This is a genomic window from Ferroplasma sp. Type II (assembly GCF_000496155.1).
The window spans coordinates 25,349-41,173 of sequence record NZ_KI542683.1; the positions used below are offsets into that span (position 1 = coordinate 25,349).

General features: G+C 36.3%; 15 protein-coding genes and 1 pseudogene. 8 read left to right on the plus strand and 8 right to left on the minus strand.

The features are described 5' to 3' along the window. Nucleotides 1-78: 78 nt before the first annotated feature. The 3 genes from AMDU4_RS00810 to AMDU4_RS00820 all read left to right on the plus strand — a co-directional run bounded on the left by AMDU4_RS00810 (nt 79) and on the right by AMDU4_RS00820 (nt 2,694). The gene (locus AMDU4_RS00810; protein ID WP_009887271.1) at nt 79-561 is read left to right on the plus strand and encodes a hypothetical protein; all 483 of its coding nucleotides are present in this window, start codon (nt 79-81) and stop codon (nt 559-561) included. A 760-nt stretch (nt 562-1,321) separates the two neighbouring features. Continuing rightward, entirely contained in the window at nt 1,322-2,197 is an 876-nt protein-coding gene (locus AMDU4_RS00815) for a cation diffusion facilitator family transporter (RefSeq protein ID WP_019841624.1), read from the plus strand. A gap of 77 nt (nt 2,198-2,274) precedes the next feature. After that, nucleotides 2,275-2,694, plus strand: a complete 420-nt coding sequence (locus AMDU4_RS00820; RefSeq protein ID WP_009887267.1) for a type I restriction-modification system subunit M N-terminal domain-containing protein — start codon at nt 2,275-2,277, stop codon at nt 2,692-2,694. Between the two features lie 940 nt (nt 2,695-3,634). On the opposite strand, the gene AMDU4_RS00825 is transcribed toward AMDU4_RS00820, so the two are convergent. The 4 genes from AMDU4_RS00825 to AMDU4_RS00840 form a co-directional block, all read right to left on the minus strand. Next, complete coding sequence (locus AMDU4_RS00825) at nt 3,635-4,660, minus strand: PTO1314 family radical SAM protein (protein ID WP_021786102.1); 1,026 nt, start codon at nt 4,658-4,660, stop codon at nt 3,635-3,637. Between the two features lie 456 nt (nt 4,661-5,116). Continuing rightward, nucleotides 5,117-6,052 (minus strand): ROK family protein, encoded by a 936-nt coding sequence (locus tag AMDU4_RS00830; protein ID WP_021786104.1) that lies wholly within the window; start codon nt 6,050-6,052, stop codon nt 5,117-5,119. A 54-nt stretch (nt 6,053-6,106) separates the two neighbouring features. Continuing rightward, complete coding sequence (locus AMDU4_RS00835) at nt 6,107-7,417, minus strand: nodulation protein NfeD (protein WP_021786105.1); 1,311 nt, start codon at nt 7,415-7,417, stop codon at nt 6,107-6,109. A 186-nt stretch (nt 7,418-7,603) separates the two neighbouring features. Further along, a complete protein-coding gene (locus AMDU4_RS00840) occupies nt 7,604-8,749 on the minus strand; it encodes a PLP-dependent transferase (RefSeq protein ID WP_021786106.1) in 1,146 nt (381 codons plus the stop codon). A gap of 166 nt (nt 8,750-8,915) precedes the next feature. On the opposite strand from AMDU4_RS00840, the gene aspS reads away from it, so the two are divergent. Then, nucleotides 8,916-10,199 carry an aspartate--tRNA(Asn) ligase gene (gene aspS, locus AMDU4_RS00845; protein ID WP_021786107.1) on the plus strand — a complete coding sequence of 428 codons (1,284 nt, stop codon included), beginning with the start codon at nt 8,916-8,918 and terminating at the stop codon, nt 10,197-10,199. A gap of 224 nt (nt 10,200-10,423) precedes the next feature. Here the strand turns inward: aspS and AMDU4_RS00850 are convergent, their stop codons facing one another. Beyond that, complete coding sequence (locus tag AMDU4_RS00850; RefSeq protein WP_021786109.1) at nt 10,424-10,705, minus strand: hypothetical protein; 282 nt, start codon at nt 10,703-10,705, stop codon at nt 10,424-10,426. A gap of 233 nt (nt 10,706-10,938) precedes the next feature. Further along, nucleotides 10,939-11,601, minus strand: a complete 663-nt coding sequence (locus tag AMDU4_RS00855) for a fibrillarin-like rRNA/tRNA 2'-O-methyltransferase (protein WP_021786110.1) — start codon at nt 11,599-11,601, stop codon at nt 10,939-10,941. 229 nt (nt 11,602-11,830) lie between these two features. Here AMDU4_RS00855 and AMDU4_RS00860 point away from each other — a divergent pair, with 229 nt between their 5' ends. The 4 genes from AMDU4_RS00860 (at nt 11,831) to AMDU4_RS00875 (ending at nt 14,945) form a co-directional block, all read left to right on the plus strand. Continuing rightward, nucleotides 11,831-13,201 (plus strand): transposase, encoded by a 1,371-nt coding sequence (locus tag AMDU4_RS00860; protein WP_021786111.1) that lies wholly within the window; start codon nt 11,831-11,833, stop codon nt 13,199-13,201. Between the two features lie 33 nt (nt 13,202-13,234). Next, nucleotides 13,235-13,684 (plus strand): multiprotein bridging factor aMBF1, encoded by a 450-nt coding sequence (locus AMDU4_RS00865; RefSeq protein ID WP_021786112.1) that lies wholly within the window; start codon nt 13,235-13,237, stop codon nt 13,682-13,684. Nucleotides 13,685-13,753: 69 nt separating this feature from the next. Next, on the plus strand, nt 13,754-14,272 hold the full coding sequence (locus tag AMDU4_RS00870; RefSeq protein ID WP_021786113.1) for a hypothetical protein: 519 nt from the start codon (nt 13,754-13,756) through the stop codon (nt 14,270-14,272). Nucleotides 14,273-14,618: 346 nt separating this feature from the next. Beyond that, on the plus strand, nt 14,619-14,945 hold the full coding sequence (locus tag AMDU4_RS00875; protein WP_021786114.1) for a hypothetical protein: 327 nt from the start codon (nt 14,619-14,621) through the stop codon (nt 14,943-14,945). Nucleotides 14,946-15,177: 232 nt separating this feature from the next. Here the strand turns inward: AMDU4_RS00875 and AMDU4_RS00880 are convergent, their stop codons facing one another. Further along, a complete protein-coding gene (locus AMDU4_RS00880) occupies nt 15,178-15,741 on the minus strand; it encodes a 30S ribosomal protein S7 (RefSeq protein ID WP_021786115.1) in 564 nt (187 codons plus the stop codon). 4 nt (nt 15,742-15,745) lie between these two features. Beyond that, nucleotides 15,746-15,825 (minus strand): annotated as a pseudogene (gene rps12P / locus AMDU4_RS00885) (30S ribosomal protein S12); the annotation flags it as partial.

The following is a 15,825-nucleotide window of genomic DNA, read 5'->3' on the forward strand; positions in this document are numbered from 1 at the left end:
CTAACGGAATGTAATTGCCATAGCATTTTAGGAAAGCTTTAATAGTTCTCTCGGATATTGGAATATACAGGTAAAATCATGACGTCTAGAGGACACGTGTTTCAATTCAATGGGCAGGGCACTCACTTCTTGTCCATAGCCATAGTGGCTGAATTATCTCTTCTTGCAGTGCAGTTCATAATCGGAATGTGGATGAATCTCTTTGCAGTCTATCCTTCATATAACAATGCCTTTCCGATGTATGGAATGATGGATATTATGTTTTCAATTCCTGAACTTATGGTTCATATGATGATTGGCGTTCTTATTGGACTGTTGTCATTAATGATATTTATGATGACCCTGATGCTGGGGGACTATAAATCGATGGTCGTAAGTGCAATAGCATCAATCTCGATTTTACTTGCTGGATTAAGCGGTCTCGAATTCATATTTTCTAACTTCCAGAATAATACTTTCTCTTTCACTATGTCCATTGGGTTTATCATCGCAGTCATTTCGTTCGTTTTTCTGCTTTATTCAATTTCGATAGAATCCAAGGCTGCGCATTTGCATTCATGACAAGTCATATGTATTAAGCGGAATTAACTTTTGGCAGCGTCCCGATTTACATTTATTAAGATACCTCCTCGTTATTGCCTCTCATGGGCAAGCCATGTGAAGTCTAGTCTGTAACCTGCCTGAATGTGCGTTGCAGATACTACAATAAGGATAGGGGAAAAGATATCATCAAATGATGCAGCAACTCAGCCGGTCACCAACTGTACAGGTGTATGCCCTGCAAACACATGTCCGGCAAAGAGTTCTTTTTCGGACAACAAAAAATAGATCAGGGGGTATATAAATAACTCCTTAATTTTAATGTGTAGTGGTGCATACCCTTTATTATTTGGACAGTTACCAAGTGGAATATGAGGAAGTGATATAATGGAGAAATTTACATCAGATGAAAAGGTAGAATAGTAATAGAATCATTTACAACTAATAGTATAGCAGAGCTATGCAGGAGGCATGGGAGTATTAGGAGCCAACTTCTATAAATGGAGGGATAAATTTATAGAATCTGGGAAAACGGGATTCTATGGAGCCGGCAGATCTGGAGATAATGAATACCAGAAAGAATGAAAAATTGAAAAGGCTGGTAGGTGACCAAGCACTGGTTATCGATGAGTAAAAAAAATTATAGAGGAAAGAGATAATGGGAACAGTAAACAGCCTTAGAAATAAACGGAATTCAGGAACAGGTTTATGGATGGGATAAAGAAAAAAGAGGAAAGGAGATTGAGAAACAGGAAAATTAATATGAAGAGGATGAATAGAAGTGTCTCAACATTACACTAAAAAACTGTCCAAAATTAAGTGGAGCAGGTCGGAGAACAATGTTATCACTGCTTTATTATATTGGATTATTCTCGGTTTGTTCCTCTATTCTTACCTGGAGTCCGATAATCCACTATCCCTTTCCGTGGTATCCGACCGTCTGGTAGACGCCTTGTCGATATCAATGATTTTCCTGGTTAACCGAATTTCGAATAAACCTACGGATGAATTTCACTCATACGGTTTCCATAGAGTCGAGGCACTGCTGAATATCACGATTATCACACTGTTCATTGCAATCTCAGCATATTCTGCAATACTCACAACGGAATTGCTGATACACGGCATTCCAATCTCAAGTGGCAGCACCGCCTTATCGGCTATAATAGCCATTCCGTTGCTGATAGTGGCAGGAGTTACTATTGAACATGACGAAAAGTCCAACTTCAGGATTATGTTCATTCATACACTGCAGGACCTTGCAATAATGATTATAGTACTGGCATTCTCGCTACTGCCGTTCTACTTCTTCAGCCAGTATCTTGACTACCTGGGGAGCTACATTGTTCTCTTCATAATACTATACGGAAACCGCAATATGTTCAGGAGAAACGTTAACATACTGCTCGAAGGCTCTTCCGTCAGTGTCAAAGAGGTTGAAGAGATGATTAGGAAGGAGTTTCCAAGTGTACATCATCTGCACATCTGGGACATATGCCAGCACCAGAGAGTGGCCACCCTGCATATGAGTATACCTTCTCAGATGCAGATAGGTGAACTTGATTCCGTGAGGAAAGACATCGAAAGAATACTGTCAAAATACGGTGTCAATCATGTTACAGTACAATTTGAGTCCAACAATGGAGACAATATCTAAATCATATAAATTCTTAATGACACATACCACGTATAGTATACTCCAAATATAAGAGTGCACTGATACTTTAGAGTTCTATGGCAGTTGACTGTTTTCGCAAAATTACAAAAAATGATCTGGTTAAATTGATGGATAATGCTGCAGATCTAGTACGGACATCTGTGGATTACAAATATATTCTGATTCTCTTATTTATTAAAAGACTGAGTGACGGGTGGAAAGAGGAAGTTGAGGATGCCATGTCAAAAATCATGGAGGAAGCAGGCATTGACGAATCAGAGGCAGGCAAACGTGCAGTCAGCAATGAATTCCATAACTTTATGGTTCCTGAGAATGCTCTCTGTAACAATATAAGGAAAGATAGGGAAAAGCTCAAAGAAAACATGTCAAGGGGTATAAATGAAATAGCAAAGGAAAACAAAGAGCTTGATGAAATAGTAAATAGAATAGATTTCATAGATTTGAGATTACAGAGTATATTTTATTATATGATTTGATAGCATGATTTACCTTATACATTCAATCCCATTCTTAAGCTCAGGTAGGTCAATTTTAGTTCTCCCTGCTAAATTTTTTTGGATAATCTAACATAGAAAATGATAATCCCAACCAAGGTTGCTTTATTTTGAAAACCATGACTATAAGTTTAACTGAATATTTTATAGAAAGGTAGATAGAAAAATACCTCATACCTTAAATAACTGTATATAACCAAAATATTGTGGAGGGTTGGAATTATCTCCATGTCAATTATATACCATTGGGTGAAATCCAGGTTTATGCCGGTTTCTGTATGTATTTCTTAAGGGGAAGTTAATCTCTTTTATTTTCGCATTTTTTTGCATTTACGAAATTTTAAACATAATAATTTCAATGGATTTTGCTTATTTTTTGCATTTTCGCATTTGCTTGACGCAAGAGAGAGGGATATAGGGGATTGCTATATGGAGATTTTTTTCTCTGGATCCTTTATGAAATATCTAACATGGCGGCGGCTGCTTTCCTATTATTATATAATTGTGAATCAAGAGGTAAAGGTTAAGATTTCTGCATGAGTTGTTTTATGTATGTTAAAATTGGCAGATAACCTGGAAAAAAATAACAGGTTTCCTTTATGATTTTGGAGCATGACTTACTTTTAGGGTGTAGTTATACCAGTAAATGACTTTGCCTTGTAAAATTGCCTTGTAAAATGGCATTATAGGGTATGAAAATTAAGGCAAGATTAAAAGTTGCAATTATGGCCATATTTTTTATAACTCAAGGGTTAAATTTTAACCTGGCTTAAAACTATAAAATAATCATGCGATTATATAATTGTATTTTTATATTACAAAAACCGGATCGTGAGTATATAAAGAAAAAAAATAATTTAGGTATTTTTAGCTTATAGCTTTAACCTTTTAATGTTAATCCCGTCGGCGGCTTAAAGTAATTTCAGTAATTTTTCTTTGATGAATTGAATTTTATATAGTCTATGGTAGCATCTATTATCCTGCTCTTTACCATTGCCGGCCTTGTCCATTTAAACAATGAAGGTTCCAGATAACATGACAATGCACATTTGTTGCACGCCCTATAGGGCTCCCAGTCAAAACTGTTCCACGTCTTTTTGATATCCAGATTCCAGATATAGTCGGATCCGGTGTATTCATTAATAATATAACAGGGTGTTACTACCCGCCCCTCAGGATCTATGTTTATTGTGAGCCAGGGTCTGCACTCCCATTTGTATCCCAGGAACCATGAGTCTCTTATCGCTTCAAAATACTGCACAGTATTCATAATAGGACTTTTGGATTTCTTTCTATCTATAAGCATGTTAAGGGCGCTTAGCAGTTTATCTTTTTCCGGTGATATTTTATCAGCTGTGGAATAATCATATTCAATCTGGAAATTTATTGGAACTTCTAGTTCATCACCAAGGTCAAGAATATTACCTATACTGTCAATATTCTCCCTTGTTATTGTTGAGCTCATGGCCACGGGTACCATGTGTTTTGAGGTATTTATTCCTCTTACGGCATGCTCAAATGATCCCTCCATTCCTCTCATATTGTCATGCACTTTCCTATCTCCATCGATTGAAACAAATAGAAAATCAAGAGAATTATGTATTTCATTTATTTTTTTTTCTAAACGCCACCCATTTGTCACCATAGATGTATGGAAGCGTTTATGGCTTTCCTTCAATATATCTCCAATATCATTTCTCAGAAGGGGTTCACCACCTTCAAACCCAAGATATGACACGCCTCCCCCCTTTAGTTTTTCCATCATTTTTATTTCCTGGTCCAGAGACAGAAGCTTACTGTCAGGCCTTCTCCAGAATGGGCACATTTTACATCTCAGATTACACTCATATAACAGTTTATGCCCAGCTATTGTGGGTAATTTTTTATTTTTTATTCTTGACACATTTCTTTTTATGGACCTTAAAACAACTGCATTATAAACCGACATAAAATTGCCCAAATAATACTAGTCAATATACTTATTTAAACTTTTATGATAAAATATATTAAAAACAATATATGTTTATCCAATAGAATGCATCCATATTGGATAATATTCTCTTCTGGTTATTTATTTCATGAAATAATATAAGTGCTTTGCAGGTCATCAACTTCCGCAAGATTGGAGCTTTCTTGTTTATAGTATGCAAATCGGTACAAATACTACCCTGAGAATGAATAGGCCAAACCCTGTCAATACAGAGCATTCTCCTTAGGAAAGTGGATGGGTTCAAAAATTGTAAAATTGAATTTCTGAAAAACTCAAGGCATGGAGACAAAAAATTATTGCGGGTGGGCTGGCAAATAGAAATATGCCAGTTATGTGGCGATTGTATTTCTTCCTGCCCGGAGGTACCATAAAACTCATTTCCAAATAGAACTGAATTTCTACAGTTAGGGAATATCATTCACTGTACTGCGTGATTGCTATGCATCCAAGGTCGGCACCGTTTTTCAGAGCCTTTAATATTTTTACTGGCCTTTTCATGGATTTCATTTCTTCCCTTACAGCCATTTTCAATGGTCTAAAGAGGTCTTCACCCTCCTGGGATATGCCACCACCGATGATAATAGCTTCTGGATCCAGAATATTTATGATATTCACTATACCCACAGCAAGATAATATATGGTTTCTTCCACTATCAGCTGTGCAAACATATCACCGGATTTTTTTGCAGCAAAAATCTTTTTTGCATCTATGTCTGAAGGATTCATGTCAGAGAATATTGTAGAATTTTTAACGGCACTTATATTCTCCAAAACTCTCCTTTCAATTCCTCTTCCACTGGCGATAGCCTCCAGGCATCCTCTTCTACCGCAGCCACATATTGGCCCGTTTGGGAGTATAACCATATGCCCAAGTTCGCCTGCCATACCATGCCTACCCCTGTAAAGTTTATTGTTTATGAATATGCCACCTCCAATTCCGGTACTCAATGTGATGTAGACAAAATTAGAAAAATCCCTTGCAGATCCGAATAATTTCTCAGCTATTGTCGATGCTGAAGCGTCGTTTTGAAGATAGACCTTTACATTGAAATGATTTTCCAGTCTTTTCGTTATATTGTAATTCTTTAACCCAATAATATTCGGTGATGAAATAATAATACCCTTTTCTGAATCCACAGGCCCCGCAAATATAATCCCTATTTTTGATATCTCCTTGATGCCTGCCTTTTTAAGCAATTCTTCTCCCATGGATATAAGTTGATCTGTAACACCTATTTTTCCGTATTCTTTCATTGTTCTCATGGTTATTTTTTTTAATATGTGGCCGTTTTCATCTCCAACAACTGCAGAAATTTTTGTGCCTCCCACGTCATAGCCAAGTATATACATTAGAACTATATTTTAAGAATACATATAAATATAATCTTATACCGGAATTCATTTTTAAATTTTTTTGACTAGAAGTGTCAGCCCCTTTCTTTCCATAATTATAACCCTGTCGTTCTCACGTATATCCACTCCAGTGTTAATGGCACTCCACTGAACACCATCCACTGAGACAAATCCCCTTCCATTTGTTTTCATGGTAGTTACCACCACAGCACTATGTCCTATTAATGATTCAATGCCTGTATAATGTTCTTTTTTCTGGGATTTTAATATCTTGCTTATGTAGGCAACTAGGAGTATCCCCATAAGAACTATGGCTATAGCGGACATAAAAAAGTCAGTTCCAAACGGGCTCGGTGAATAACCCGGACTGGAAGTGCCATATGAGGATGCAAGAAAATAAATTCCGGCAAGGCCTACTATTAGCCCGGATAGGAGTGCAATTCCGTGGCTAGTCTTAAATTCAAGGAATATCAGTACTCCCGCAAGGAGGATGAGAACAAGCCCAAATATGGAAGCATCAATTATATCTGCACCAAGAAGGCCCAGGCCAATCATAACTACGCCGATTATGGAAAGAATTATTGTTCCGTGGTAGAGATCGAGAAATATGGCAACGATTCCGATAAGCATGAATATTCCTGCAGTCAATGGATTGCTAATATATCCCAGAAACTGGTCATAGGCACTCTGGTTTACATAGATTTTTGCATATGTGCTGAGGTTAAGCCCTGCCAGCATTGCATTCATAGATGAAAAACTTCCATTGGACAGATTAATGCTGGCCGCCTGGGAGGAGGAGTAATCAGAATCATTTGTTACCATGCTTTTAGCAGCGGTAGAATTTCTTCCATGGGAGGATGCCATATTTCCCATAATTGCTTCCATCTGGGCAATGTCATTTTGTTCCATTGCTTTTGTTCCCCCAATGATAACTGGTTCAGAAAGACCTATAGACGTTCCAGGTGCCATATAAAGTCCTGTTCCATCCATTGCAATGTATGTGCCAGTGTATGATGCAGAACCGTCCGGCATTACGTATATATAGACATTAATACCCTTATCTTCTGTAGAAGTGATATATTTGTCAATGGCAAATGCCTGTTCCAACATACCCCCTCCAGCATTAATGTTTATAATTACGGCCTTTACGCTGGAGTTATTTATACTGGAGAGATGTGACCTGAACATATTTGTTGTACCTGCATTTATCGTTCCTGTAAGGTTAATAATAAGAATCACTTTGCCATTGCCTGCCTTATATGGTTGGGTGGGGGATTCTGTACTATGGCCGGCTGCTGAAACAACCAGAAGAAGTAGAATCAAAGCTATAATGGCTATTAACAGCCCCTTTGATTTTGTCATCACTAATATAATCAATGTAGACTATTATATTTTACTTTGTACATTCCAGTATATGAATATTCAAAATGCTCTACAGCAAAAAACTGCATTTCAGGAAGAAGCTGTACATGATAATAAATATCCCATTTATCAGAGAAATATATTTACTCCATTCTTGATTCCAGGCAGAAAGTATAAATTATAAGTTTAAATTTTATCTAAGGCGTTTTCAAGGTCCTTTACTAAATCCTCTAAATCCTCTATGCCAACGGAAAGCCTGACCAGGCTGTCTTTTATCCCTGATGCTTTTCTTTCCTCCTCTGTCAATGCCTTGTGAGTACCCTCAACTGGAATGGATATCAGGCTTTCAACTCCTCCAAGGCTTACAGCATATTTTGGTATACTGAGATTTTTGATTAACTTATGCGAGTTTTCAATTCCTCCTCTCACATTGAATGATATCATTCCACTGTAGCCTCTCAGGTTTTTTTCTGCAACGTTGAAATATTTTCCTTCTTTCAGTCCTGGATAATATACATCATCTATCTTTTGTGAGTCGTTTAACACCTTTGCAAGTTCCATTCCATTCTTATTATGCCTTTCCATTCTTAACCCCAATGTTTTCATTCCCCTATAGGCAAGGAATGCCTGAAATGCATCTGGAGTCCCGCCATATGTTTTCCTGTAATAATCCAGATCATCATAATTATCGTTGAAGCCGGACAAACCTATCACCAGGTCGGTATGCCCTGATATGTATTTTGTTCCGCTATGCAATGCCATATCAGCCCCCAATGAAACAGGATTCTGGTTGTAGGGTGTCGCAAATGTTGCATCAACTAATAATTTGATTCCTTCCTCCCTGCACATCTTGGCTATCTCTATAATATCAGGCACCTCTAACAATGGGTTTGTTATGGACTCTATATAAAGAATTTTATAATTTTTATTTTTAAAATCACATTTATTCAAATCACTGACGCTTATGAAATCAACGTTGATTTTATATTTCGGCAAAATTCTGGAAAAAAAACCGAAGGTCTGGCCATATAATTCATTGAGGCTTAGTACAGAATCACCACTCTTTAAATAAGGCATGACGCTTGATGTTATTGCTGCCATTCCTGTTGAATAAGCAAATGCATGTTCTGTGCGTTCCACATCTGCATATTTATCCTCGAAGGATTTAACAGTAGGGTTCCCCCACCTGGAGTAGATATAGTCACCGGATACCCCACTTTCGGGGAATTCAAATGTAGAATTTTCAAAGATAGGTGTAACAACGTTGCCTATTCCATCTATTTCAATGTCCCCGGAATGTACACATTTAGAATTGAAACCATTACTGATCATAAATATGCATATATTTAATTAAATATTAATGTTTGTAATATCTAAGATGTTCTATCCATAATTATCATGTACTTCTACGGTTATGTGCCATCTACCTAGATGAAATTTTCAGTTATAATTGATTAAAAAGTTAAAAAATTTAATAATAGATAAATATACCATAAGAATGAGAACTTATATATCTGATTTAAAGGAACTTGATGATGGGGCACAAGTAACGATAAAGGGCTGGGTTCAGGAAACAAGAAAGATAAAAAACCTTATGTTCATCATTTTAAGGGACAATACGGGAACTATTCAGGTAACGGCAAAAAAGGATAAAATGAACAATTACGACCAACTTTACGACATAACGAGGGAATCTGTAATTTCCATATATGGGACATTGAATAAAAAAAGCATAAGCAAGGCAGGAATGGAAATACTGGGAATAGAAATAGAAATTCTATCAATAGCTGAGACCCCGCTTCCCCTGGGAGTGATTGACCGTGTTTCAGCTGATCTGGACACAAGGCTTAACAACAGATTCCTTGACCTGAGAAAGCCGGAAAATCTTTTAATATTCCAGTTTGAGAGTCAGCTTTTGTTTGGGATAAGAGAATTCATGAACAGAGAAAATTTTATCGAGGTACATACACCGAAGATAGTTGCCGCTGCTACTGAAGGAGGTGCAGATCTGTTCAAGGTTGAGTATTTTGAGAAAAATGCATATCTGAACCAGTCACCCCAGCTCTATAAGGAAATTCTTATATCATCAGGGTTTGATAAAGTATTCGAAGTAGGGCCTGCATTTCGGGCTGAAAAGGAAAACACTGTAAGGCATCTCAACGAATTCACATCCATTGATATGGAAGCCGCATTTATAGACGATAAGAAAGCAATGGAATATCTTGAGGAAGCAATATCATATGCGGTAAACAGAACAGTTGATTTGATGCAATCAAGACTTGAAAAAAATGGATATAATGTAAAAAAACTTGAAACCCCATTTCCCCGGATAACCTATGAGAAAGCAATGGAATACTTAAATAAAAAAGGTCTAAAATTAAACTTTGGCGATGATTTCTCTCCAGAGGCTAATAAAATACTTGCAGAAAAGTTTCTGGGATTCTATTTTATAACAGGCTGGCCGGCCGATATGAGGCCCTTTTACACGCATCCCGACACTAATCCAAGCATTACAAAATCATTTGACCTGCAGTTAAACGACATTGAGGTCACATCCGGGGCACAGAGAATACATAACTATAAGATGCTTGAAGATAATTTCATTAAAAAAGGGTTAAATAAAAATAATTTTGAATTTTATGAAAAAGCATTCAAATATGGAATGCCACCACATGCAGGTTGGGGCCTAGGCCTAGACCGTCTAGTGATGAACTTACTGGGCTTGAATAATGTTAGGGAATCTACATTATTTCCTAGGGATAGAACCCGACTTTCTCCCTGAGTTATTTTTGTCCTCTCTCCATATATCTTTTTCTAAATCTTCATAGCTAGCTATTTCATCTACTTCGTCCTTTCCTTTCTTCCTGTATAGCGACATTAGAAAGACCAATTAATATATTAGAAAAATCTTATATAAACTTTTTGTCATTAATAACTTTATATTGGGTAATAAAAATTATACTTAAAACAACATAAAAAAATACAGGTATCAAACTGAAGAATTTTCTATTTTTGTAAAGCACCTCTCTGCCTGTTCAGTATTACTATAGTTGGGATTATCCTGTATTTTGATTTAGATATACGTTCTATGGATATTATTGCAGATTTTTTATCCGTGTTTGCAAAGAATTTATTGATTTCCTTTGATAGGCTTCTGTTGATAACTAATTCGACATATATGGGGTTTCCCAGGCTGTAATAAGTAGCTATTACAGAACCCTCCTTCACGTTCTCTATGTCAGACCTTTCTATTTCGAAATCATATTTTTCTCCTATTTCTATTTTCAAGTCTCTTACCTTATACTACATAAAAAAGAGAACTATATAACCTTTTCTAATATATTTTCATGTCAAATTAAATATATATTTGATAACAAAAAATTATTTATTTCAAAAATGAAAATAAAAACGAATTTATGTAATATATTTATGGAACAATTTCCATTTAAGTGGTAAATATAGCCTGTAACATAATTATTTAACCGAATTTATTTTTAACATTTACAGGCACATGCTTGACATTATCTCTCTAGATATACAAAATAATTCCCTATATCGTATGGTTTAAGATTTATTATTTCCTTAACTTTGAAATCCTTTATTTCCCGAATGGCCGAATTAACTATGCTCTTTTCAGGCCTGTTTGATGATATAGCTCTTGCCTTTATTATCAACATTGCTTTTCTAGCATTCTTAAATTTCTTTGAATTTTCATTGAATATTTGAACCTGATTTCTCTGTGCAATATCCTGGTAAATAATATCTGGCTCATCTATAAAAAACTCATATTTCTCAGGCATATTTGCGTCTTCCAGTATGGGATAAATGTTGTTCCTTTTAACAGCCAGTGTATACAAATTTATGAAAGAATCATATGAAAACTCCACTGCAAAGACTTCTCCACTGAAACATATATCAGAAACATGGCTTACTGTGGTTCCTGTAGATGCACCTAGATAAAGTACGGTAGAATCCTCTCTCAATGGCATAGATGAAAACCCTTTCAATATGGCAGCTGCTAGTTTGCTTCGCTTTGGGTTCCATTCCCGTAAATAGAAACCACCTGATCTTTTAATTTTTTCTCCATAAACTGACTGATTATATGCGCTTACAGTGAATACTTTTCCCTTTTCTGCGATTATTCTCCTGCTATCTATTTTTAGGGACTGGGCATGTTTTTTCATATCTCTTTATACCCACTGAAAATAAATAATTTCTCTTATTGACATGAATTTGTTCTCTGTATGTTATTCTTGAATAAATGTCTGACTACAATGTCAGTTATACAAAGAAAAATTTTTGAAAACCCAAAGATAAAATCCTAAATTCCCTAATCATTAGGCATTATGATACCATATTCTCCTTTATTTTACGGAACAGTAAAGGTTAAATCATAATGTGTAATTACACATTATGTCTTTCATAAGATTCAAGAAGATTGGGAACAAAGAATATGCCTATGAAGTAACATCATACTATGACAAGATGAAGAAAAAACCGGCACAGAAAAGCAAATACCTCGGGCAGGTTGTTGACAGGGAAAGTAATGAATTCATCAGGCCTGGAAAGGAGAGGATAAAACCAGAGAAACTGATCCTTGATTTCGGCGATTCATACTTCCTGATCAAATTCATGGAATCAAGGATGAAGGATGTCTATGATTTTGCAGTAAAGAACAGTGCACTTCCCCTCATACTGTACCGGATACTTGGAAAGACAGGCATGAGGAGGGCAGGAATATGGTATGAGGGGAATATTGCAAGATATCTTGCACCGGGTGTAATGGACTCACAGAGAATATCAGAATTCCTTGTGAAGTTTGGGAATGAAACAAAGATGAGGGATTTCTACAGGGCATACCTTAAGCAGCCGGAAGAAGGAATATCCATTGACACAACTGCACTTCCCAACCAGATCGATCTGGACATGACACAGTGGGGATATTCCTCAGAGACTGTTGATGAGGAGATCAAGCTTGTACTTGTAATGGACAGGAAGAGGAACAGGCCACTGTATTTCCGGTATATTCCAGGAGGCATCATGGATGTTTCAGCACTATCTGCAACCAACAGTGAGATGGAGAAACTCGGAATAAAACCAGGACTGAGCATAATGGATGCAGGCTTCTTCTCTGAGGGGAATATCAGTTCAATGTTCACCAGTAAGATAGATTTTCTCATGAGGGTTCCTGCAAACAGATCCATATATCATGGCCTGATAGAATCTGCAGCAGGTATGGATATCCCTAAGAATGCAGTGAAGTATGGAAACAGGATCATGTTTATCTCATCCTCCCAGGCTGAATTTGCCGGAAATACTGTATTCACACATCTTGTACTGGATCCAGAGAGGAGGGGCAGGGAATTGAGGAGATATATGCTGAAGCACATGGACGATTATGATCCGTTCTCAGTGAAGAGGAAGGGCTTTATGGTACTCATGAGTTCACAGCCCATTGAAAGGGATGAACTGATACCGCTGTATTATACCAGGCAATTTGTGGAGAAGGCATATTCATACTCAAAGGATGACCTTTCACTCCTGCCACTCAGGGTTCACAATGAAGAAACCCTGAGAGGATACCTGTTCATAATATTCCTCTCACTGATAGTATATATGGAAGTACAGAAGGAAATTGGATCTGTTGAAATGTCCCTTGACATATTGAGGAATTTGAAATGCAAGGTATTCGAAAAGGAGATTGTGATACAGGAACTGACAAAGGATCAGAAGAAACTGTTTGAGAAAATAAGGGTCATAGTGCCTAATACTATGGGAATTTAGGAAAATCTATATTTTAGTAGGGCATATATATGTATGAACTGTGAAATGTGTGGGGATTTTAGCGATAAATTAATTAAGATACGGGTTTCAGGGGCAATACTGAATGTATGCCCAAAATGTGCGAAGTTTGGTGACCCCGTTGAGGAAAAGAAACTGAACAAAATAAGTGAAAATATCACAATCAAATTCCCTGAAAAGAAAATAAATGTGGTAACATATAAGAAACCATTTAAAAAATCAGTGACATCCAGGAAACCAGTTAGAAAGGAAAATGTTGAGGAACTGGATGTGGTGGAGGACTATGCAAATCTGATAAAAAATAAAAGAGAAGAAATGCAGATGACCCAGGATGACCTTGCAAAGAAGATATTCGAGCGCAAGAACGTATTATCCAACATAGAGAGGGGGGAACTCCTTCCTGATATAATTACCGCAAGAAAACTGGAAAAAGTTCTCAATATAAAATTATTGGAAAAAAATTGAATATTTTTCCTGAAACATCTTAAATCATTCTGTTTATAAACTTAATATACATTAAAATAATTCTCTTTGATGTATTATGATTTAATTATTTCACAATCCGAATATAATATACTCTTCTTAGTTCTTCTGGCAATACATGTTCTTTCAGCAATCACATTTGTAGGTGGATCAATATTTATATGGTTAATACTCTGGCCCGAATCATACAAGATGAACGACGACAAGCTAAGAACCCGGCTTCTGGGCTATGTGGGGCATCGTTTTGCATTCTGGACAAATCTGACTCTTGGCCTGCTTATATTGACCGGACTGCTGATGACATACAGGTATATATTGAAACCGTCCCTGTATTTTCAAAGTCCCGGCGGGGAACTTCTCTTCTCTGCTGAGATATTGATAATAGCCATGATAGTAATCATGTATGGGAATAATATTTATCATGGAAAGCTAATAATAAGGTTGAATGAGCAGGGCAAATTTGATGAAGTGAAAAAAATCAGAAAAGTCACCCATTTATACTCAATGATCACAATGGTACTGATGATAATCATAGTTATAATGATGGTGGCTATGCGTGTTTATCATTGATGGTTATATCCATATTTGGAAGTTATCATCTTGCCCATGCTTAAACTTTGTGGGTACAGTTCTCTATAATATTCACTAAGGCTTCAGATATTACTTTTTATTATTCCTAAATCAACCATGAATACGTGAATTGGCATTGTTCATTACATCATTTCACCTTTACCGGCTTCAGGTTTATATTGTAGTAAAAAACGTTTACAATTAAAAATAATACATTATTTTTATTTGGAGCTATTGAAATTTAAAATTATCAGCTAAGATTTGGTAATATCAAAATAATTAACTATATGCATGAGCCTGAAACTGTTTACAGTAATATTTAAATATTATCTAAGGTTAGTATCATATGGATCCATTTTATTTTAAATCTTATGACAGGTTAATCGGTGTTGCCTGTGACCTGGAAAGCCTTGTAACGGAAATGAAATGCCTTAGCGAGTATGATTACGATGCTGTGAATTATCATATCTTAAATGGCCACATTTCCATGTGGTTAAACTATATGGGATTTCCTGAACTGGCAGAAGGTATAAAAATGGCATCTTCTCCAGAGGAAGCTATAAAAATGATTAAATCATTCAAAAAAGGAAAGAAAGGTGTAGGCAGTAATGGCATGAGCATGGGGAAAAACGTTACTGAACATAAAAGAGGGCGCAAATCGAAAACAGAATAATTTCTCTGTAAATTCAGGAGCTTTATAACCATTGATTTATTGCAGATATTGATCAGGGAGGTACTGTATTTTCAATGAATTTGCATGATTAAGACATATGTGAAAATATTAATAATACAGGTATGTCCATAAAACATTTCAGCCTAAATAATAATTACAGTATACTCTGAGTTACAAATATTTGGTTTAATAGAACCTATAATTATAAAATTAGTTAAAAAAATTAGAAATATTACCTTGCAGAAGCTGCAACTCTTTCAATTTCTTCCTTTTTGCTTATTGCAAATGAATTTGCGTCATTTCTTGCGGCAAGAAGTATCTCATTTGCCAGGCATTCCTCTATATGCATCTTATGCTTGAATGACGCCTTTGTTGCTCCCTTTGCTATATTTCTTAATGCCTCATCAAGTCTTCTGGAAGGGGAAACATCCACAGATTTCGGTACAGCTATTCCTCCGTATTTTAGTCTGGTCACTTCTTCCCTTGGAGCAGAATTTTCTATTGCAGAAACAAGGATCTGCACTGGATTCTGCTTTGTCTTTGTGGCCACAATGTCAAAGGCCTGGCTGAGTACTCTGTATGCAGAATATTTCTTCCCAGTCCATTTTCCAGTTCTCATGAGGTTGTTAAGTAGCCTTTCTATTGTATTCACATTTCTTTTTCCAGACAGATAGTTTGAGAATCTCCCGCCTGTATCCAAATTAAGGTAGGATGTAAGATTAATATAGGTTGCAAGTCCCTGATCCTTTATCTGTATGCCTGAAATATCATATTTATTCATTATTAACTGTTCCATGAAATCACCTTACTGTTTTCTCCTTTCTTCCCCGTACAAGCTCATCAAGTGATATGCCATTAACCTTTATAACCTTGAATCTTA

What these genes read in the sequence shown, in the direction of transcription:
- AMDU4_RS00870 (WP_021786113.1), top strand. Translation starts at nt 13,754, where the DNA reads ATGTATTATGATTTAATTATTTCACAATCCGAATATAATATACTCTTC.
- AMDU4_RS00820 (WP_009887267.1), top strand. Translation starts at nt 2,275, where the DNA reads ATGGCAGTTGACTGTTTTCGCAAAATTACAAAAAATGATCTGGTTAAA.
- AMDU4_RS00865 (WP_021786112.1), top strand. Translation starts at nt 13,235, where the DNA reads ATGAACTGTGAAATGTGTGGGGATTTTAGCGATAAATTAATTAAGATA.
- AMDU4_RS00830 (WP_021786104.1), bottom strand. Translation starts at nt 6,052, where the DNA reads ATGTATATACTTGGCTATGACGTGGGAGGCACAAAAATTTCTGCAGTT.
- AMDU4_RS00875 (WP_021786114.1), top strand. Translation starts at nt 14,619, where the DNA reads ATGGATCCATTTTATTTTAAATCTTATGACAGGTTAATCGGTGTTGCC.
- AMDU4_RS00880 (WP_021786115.1), bottom strand. Translation starts at nt 15,741, where the DNA reads ATGGAACAGTTAATAATGAATAAATATGATATTTCAGGCATACAGATA.
- AMDU4_RS00840 (WP_021786106.1), bottom strand. Translation starts at nt 8,749, where the DNA reads ATGATCAGTAATGGTTTCAATTCTAAATGTGTACATTCCGGGGACATT.
- AMDU4_RS00860 (WP_021786111.1), top strand. Translation starts at nt 11,831, where the DNA reads ATGTCTTTCATAAGATTCAAGAAGATTGGGAACAAAGAATATGCCTAT.
- AMDU4_RS00855 (WP_021786110.1), bottom strand. Translation starts at nt 11,601, where the DNA reads ATGAAAAAACATGCCCAGTCCCTAAAAATAGATAGCAGGAGAATAATC.
- aspS (WP_021786107.1), top strand. Translation starts at nt 8,916, where the DNA reads ATGAGAACTTATATATCTGATTTAAAGGAACTTGATGATGGGGCACAA.
- AMDU4_RS00835 (WP_021786105.1), bottom strand. Translation starts at nt 7,417, where the DNA reads ATGACAAAATCAAAGGGGCTGTTAATAGCCATTATAGCTTTGATTCTA.
- AMDU4_RS00825 (WP_021786102.1), bottom strand. Translation starts at nt 4,660, where the DNA reads ATGTCGGTTTATAATGCAGTTGTTTTAAGGTCCATAAAAAGAAATGTG.
- AMDU4_RS00810 (WP_009887271.1), top strand. Translation starts at nt 79, where the DNA reads ATGACGTCTAGAGGACACGTGTTTCAATTCAATGGGCAGGGCACTCAC.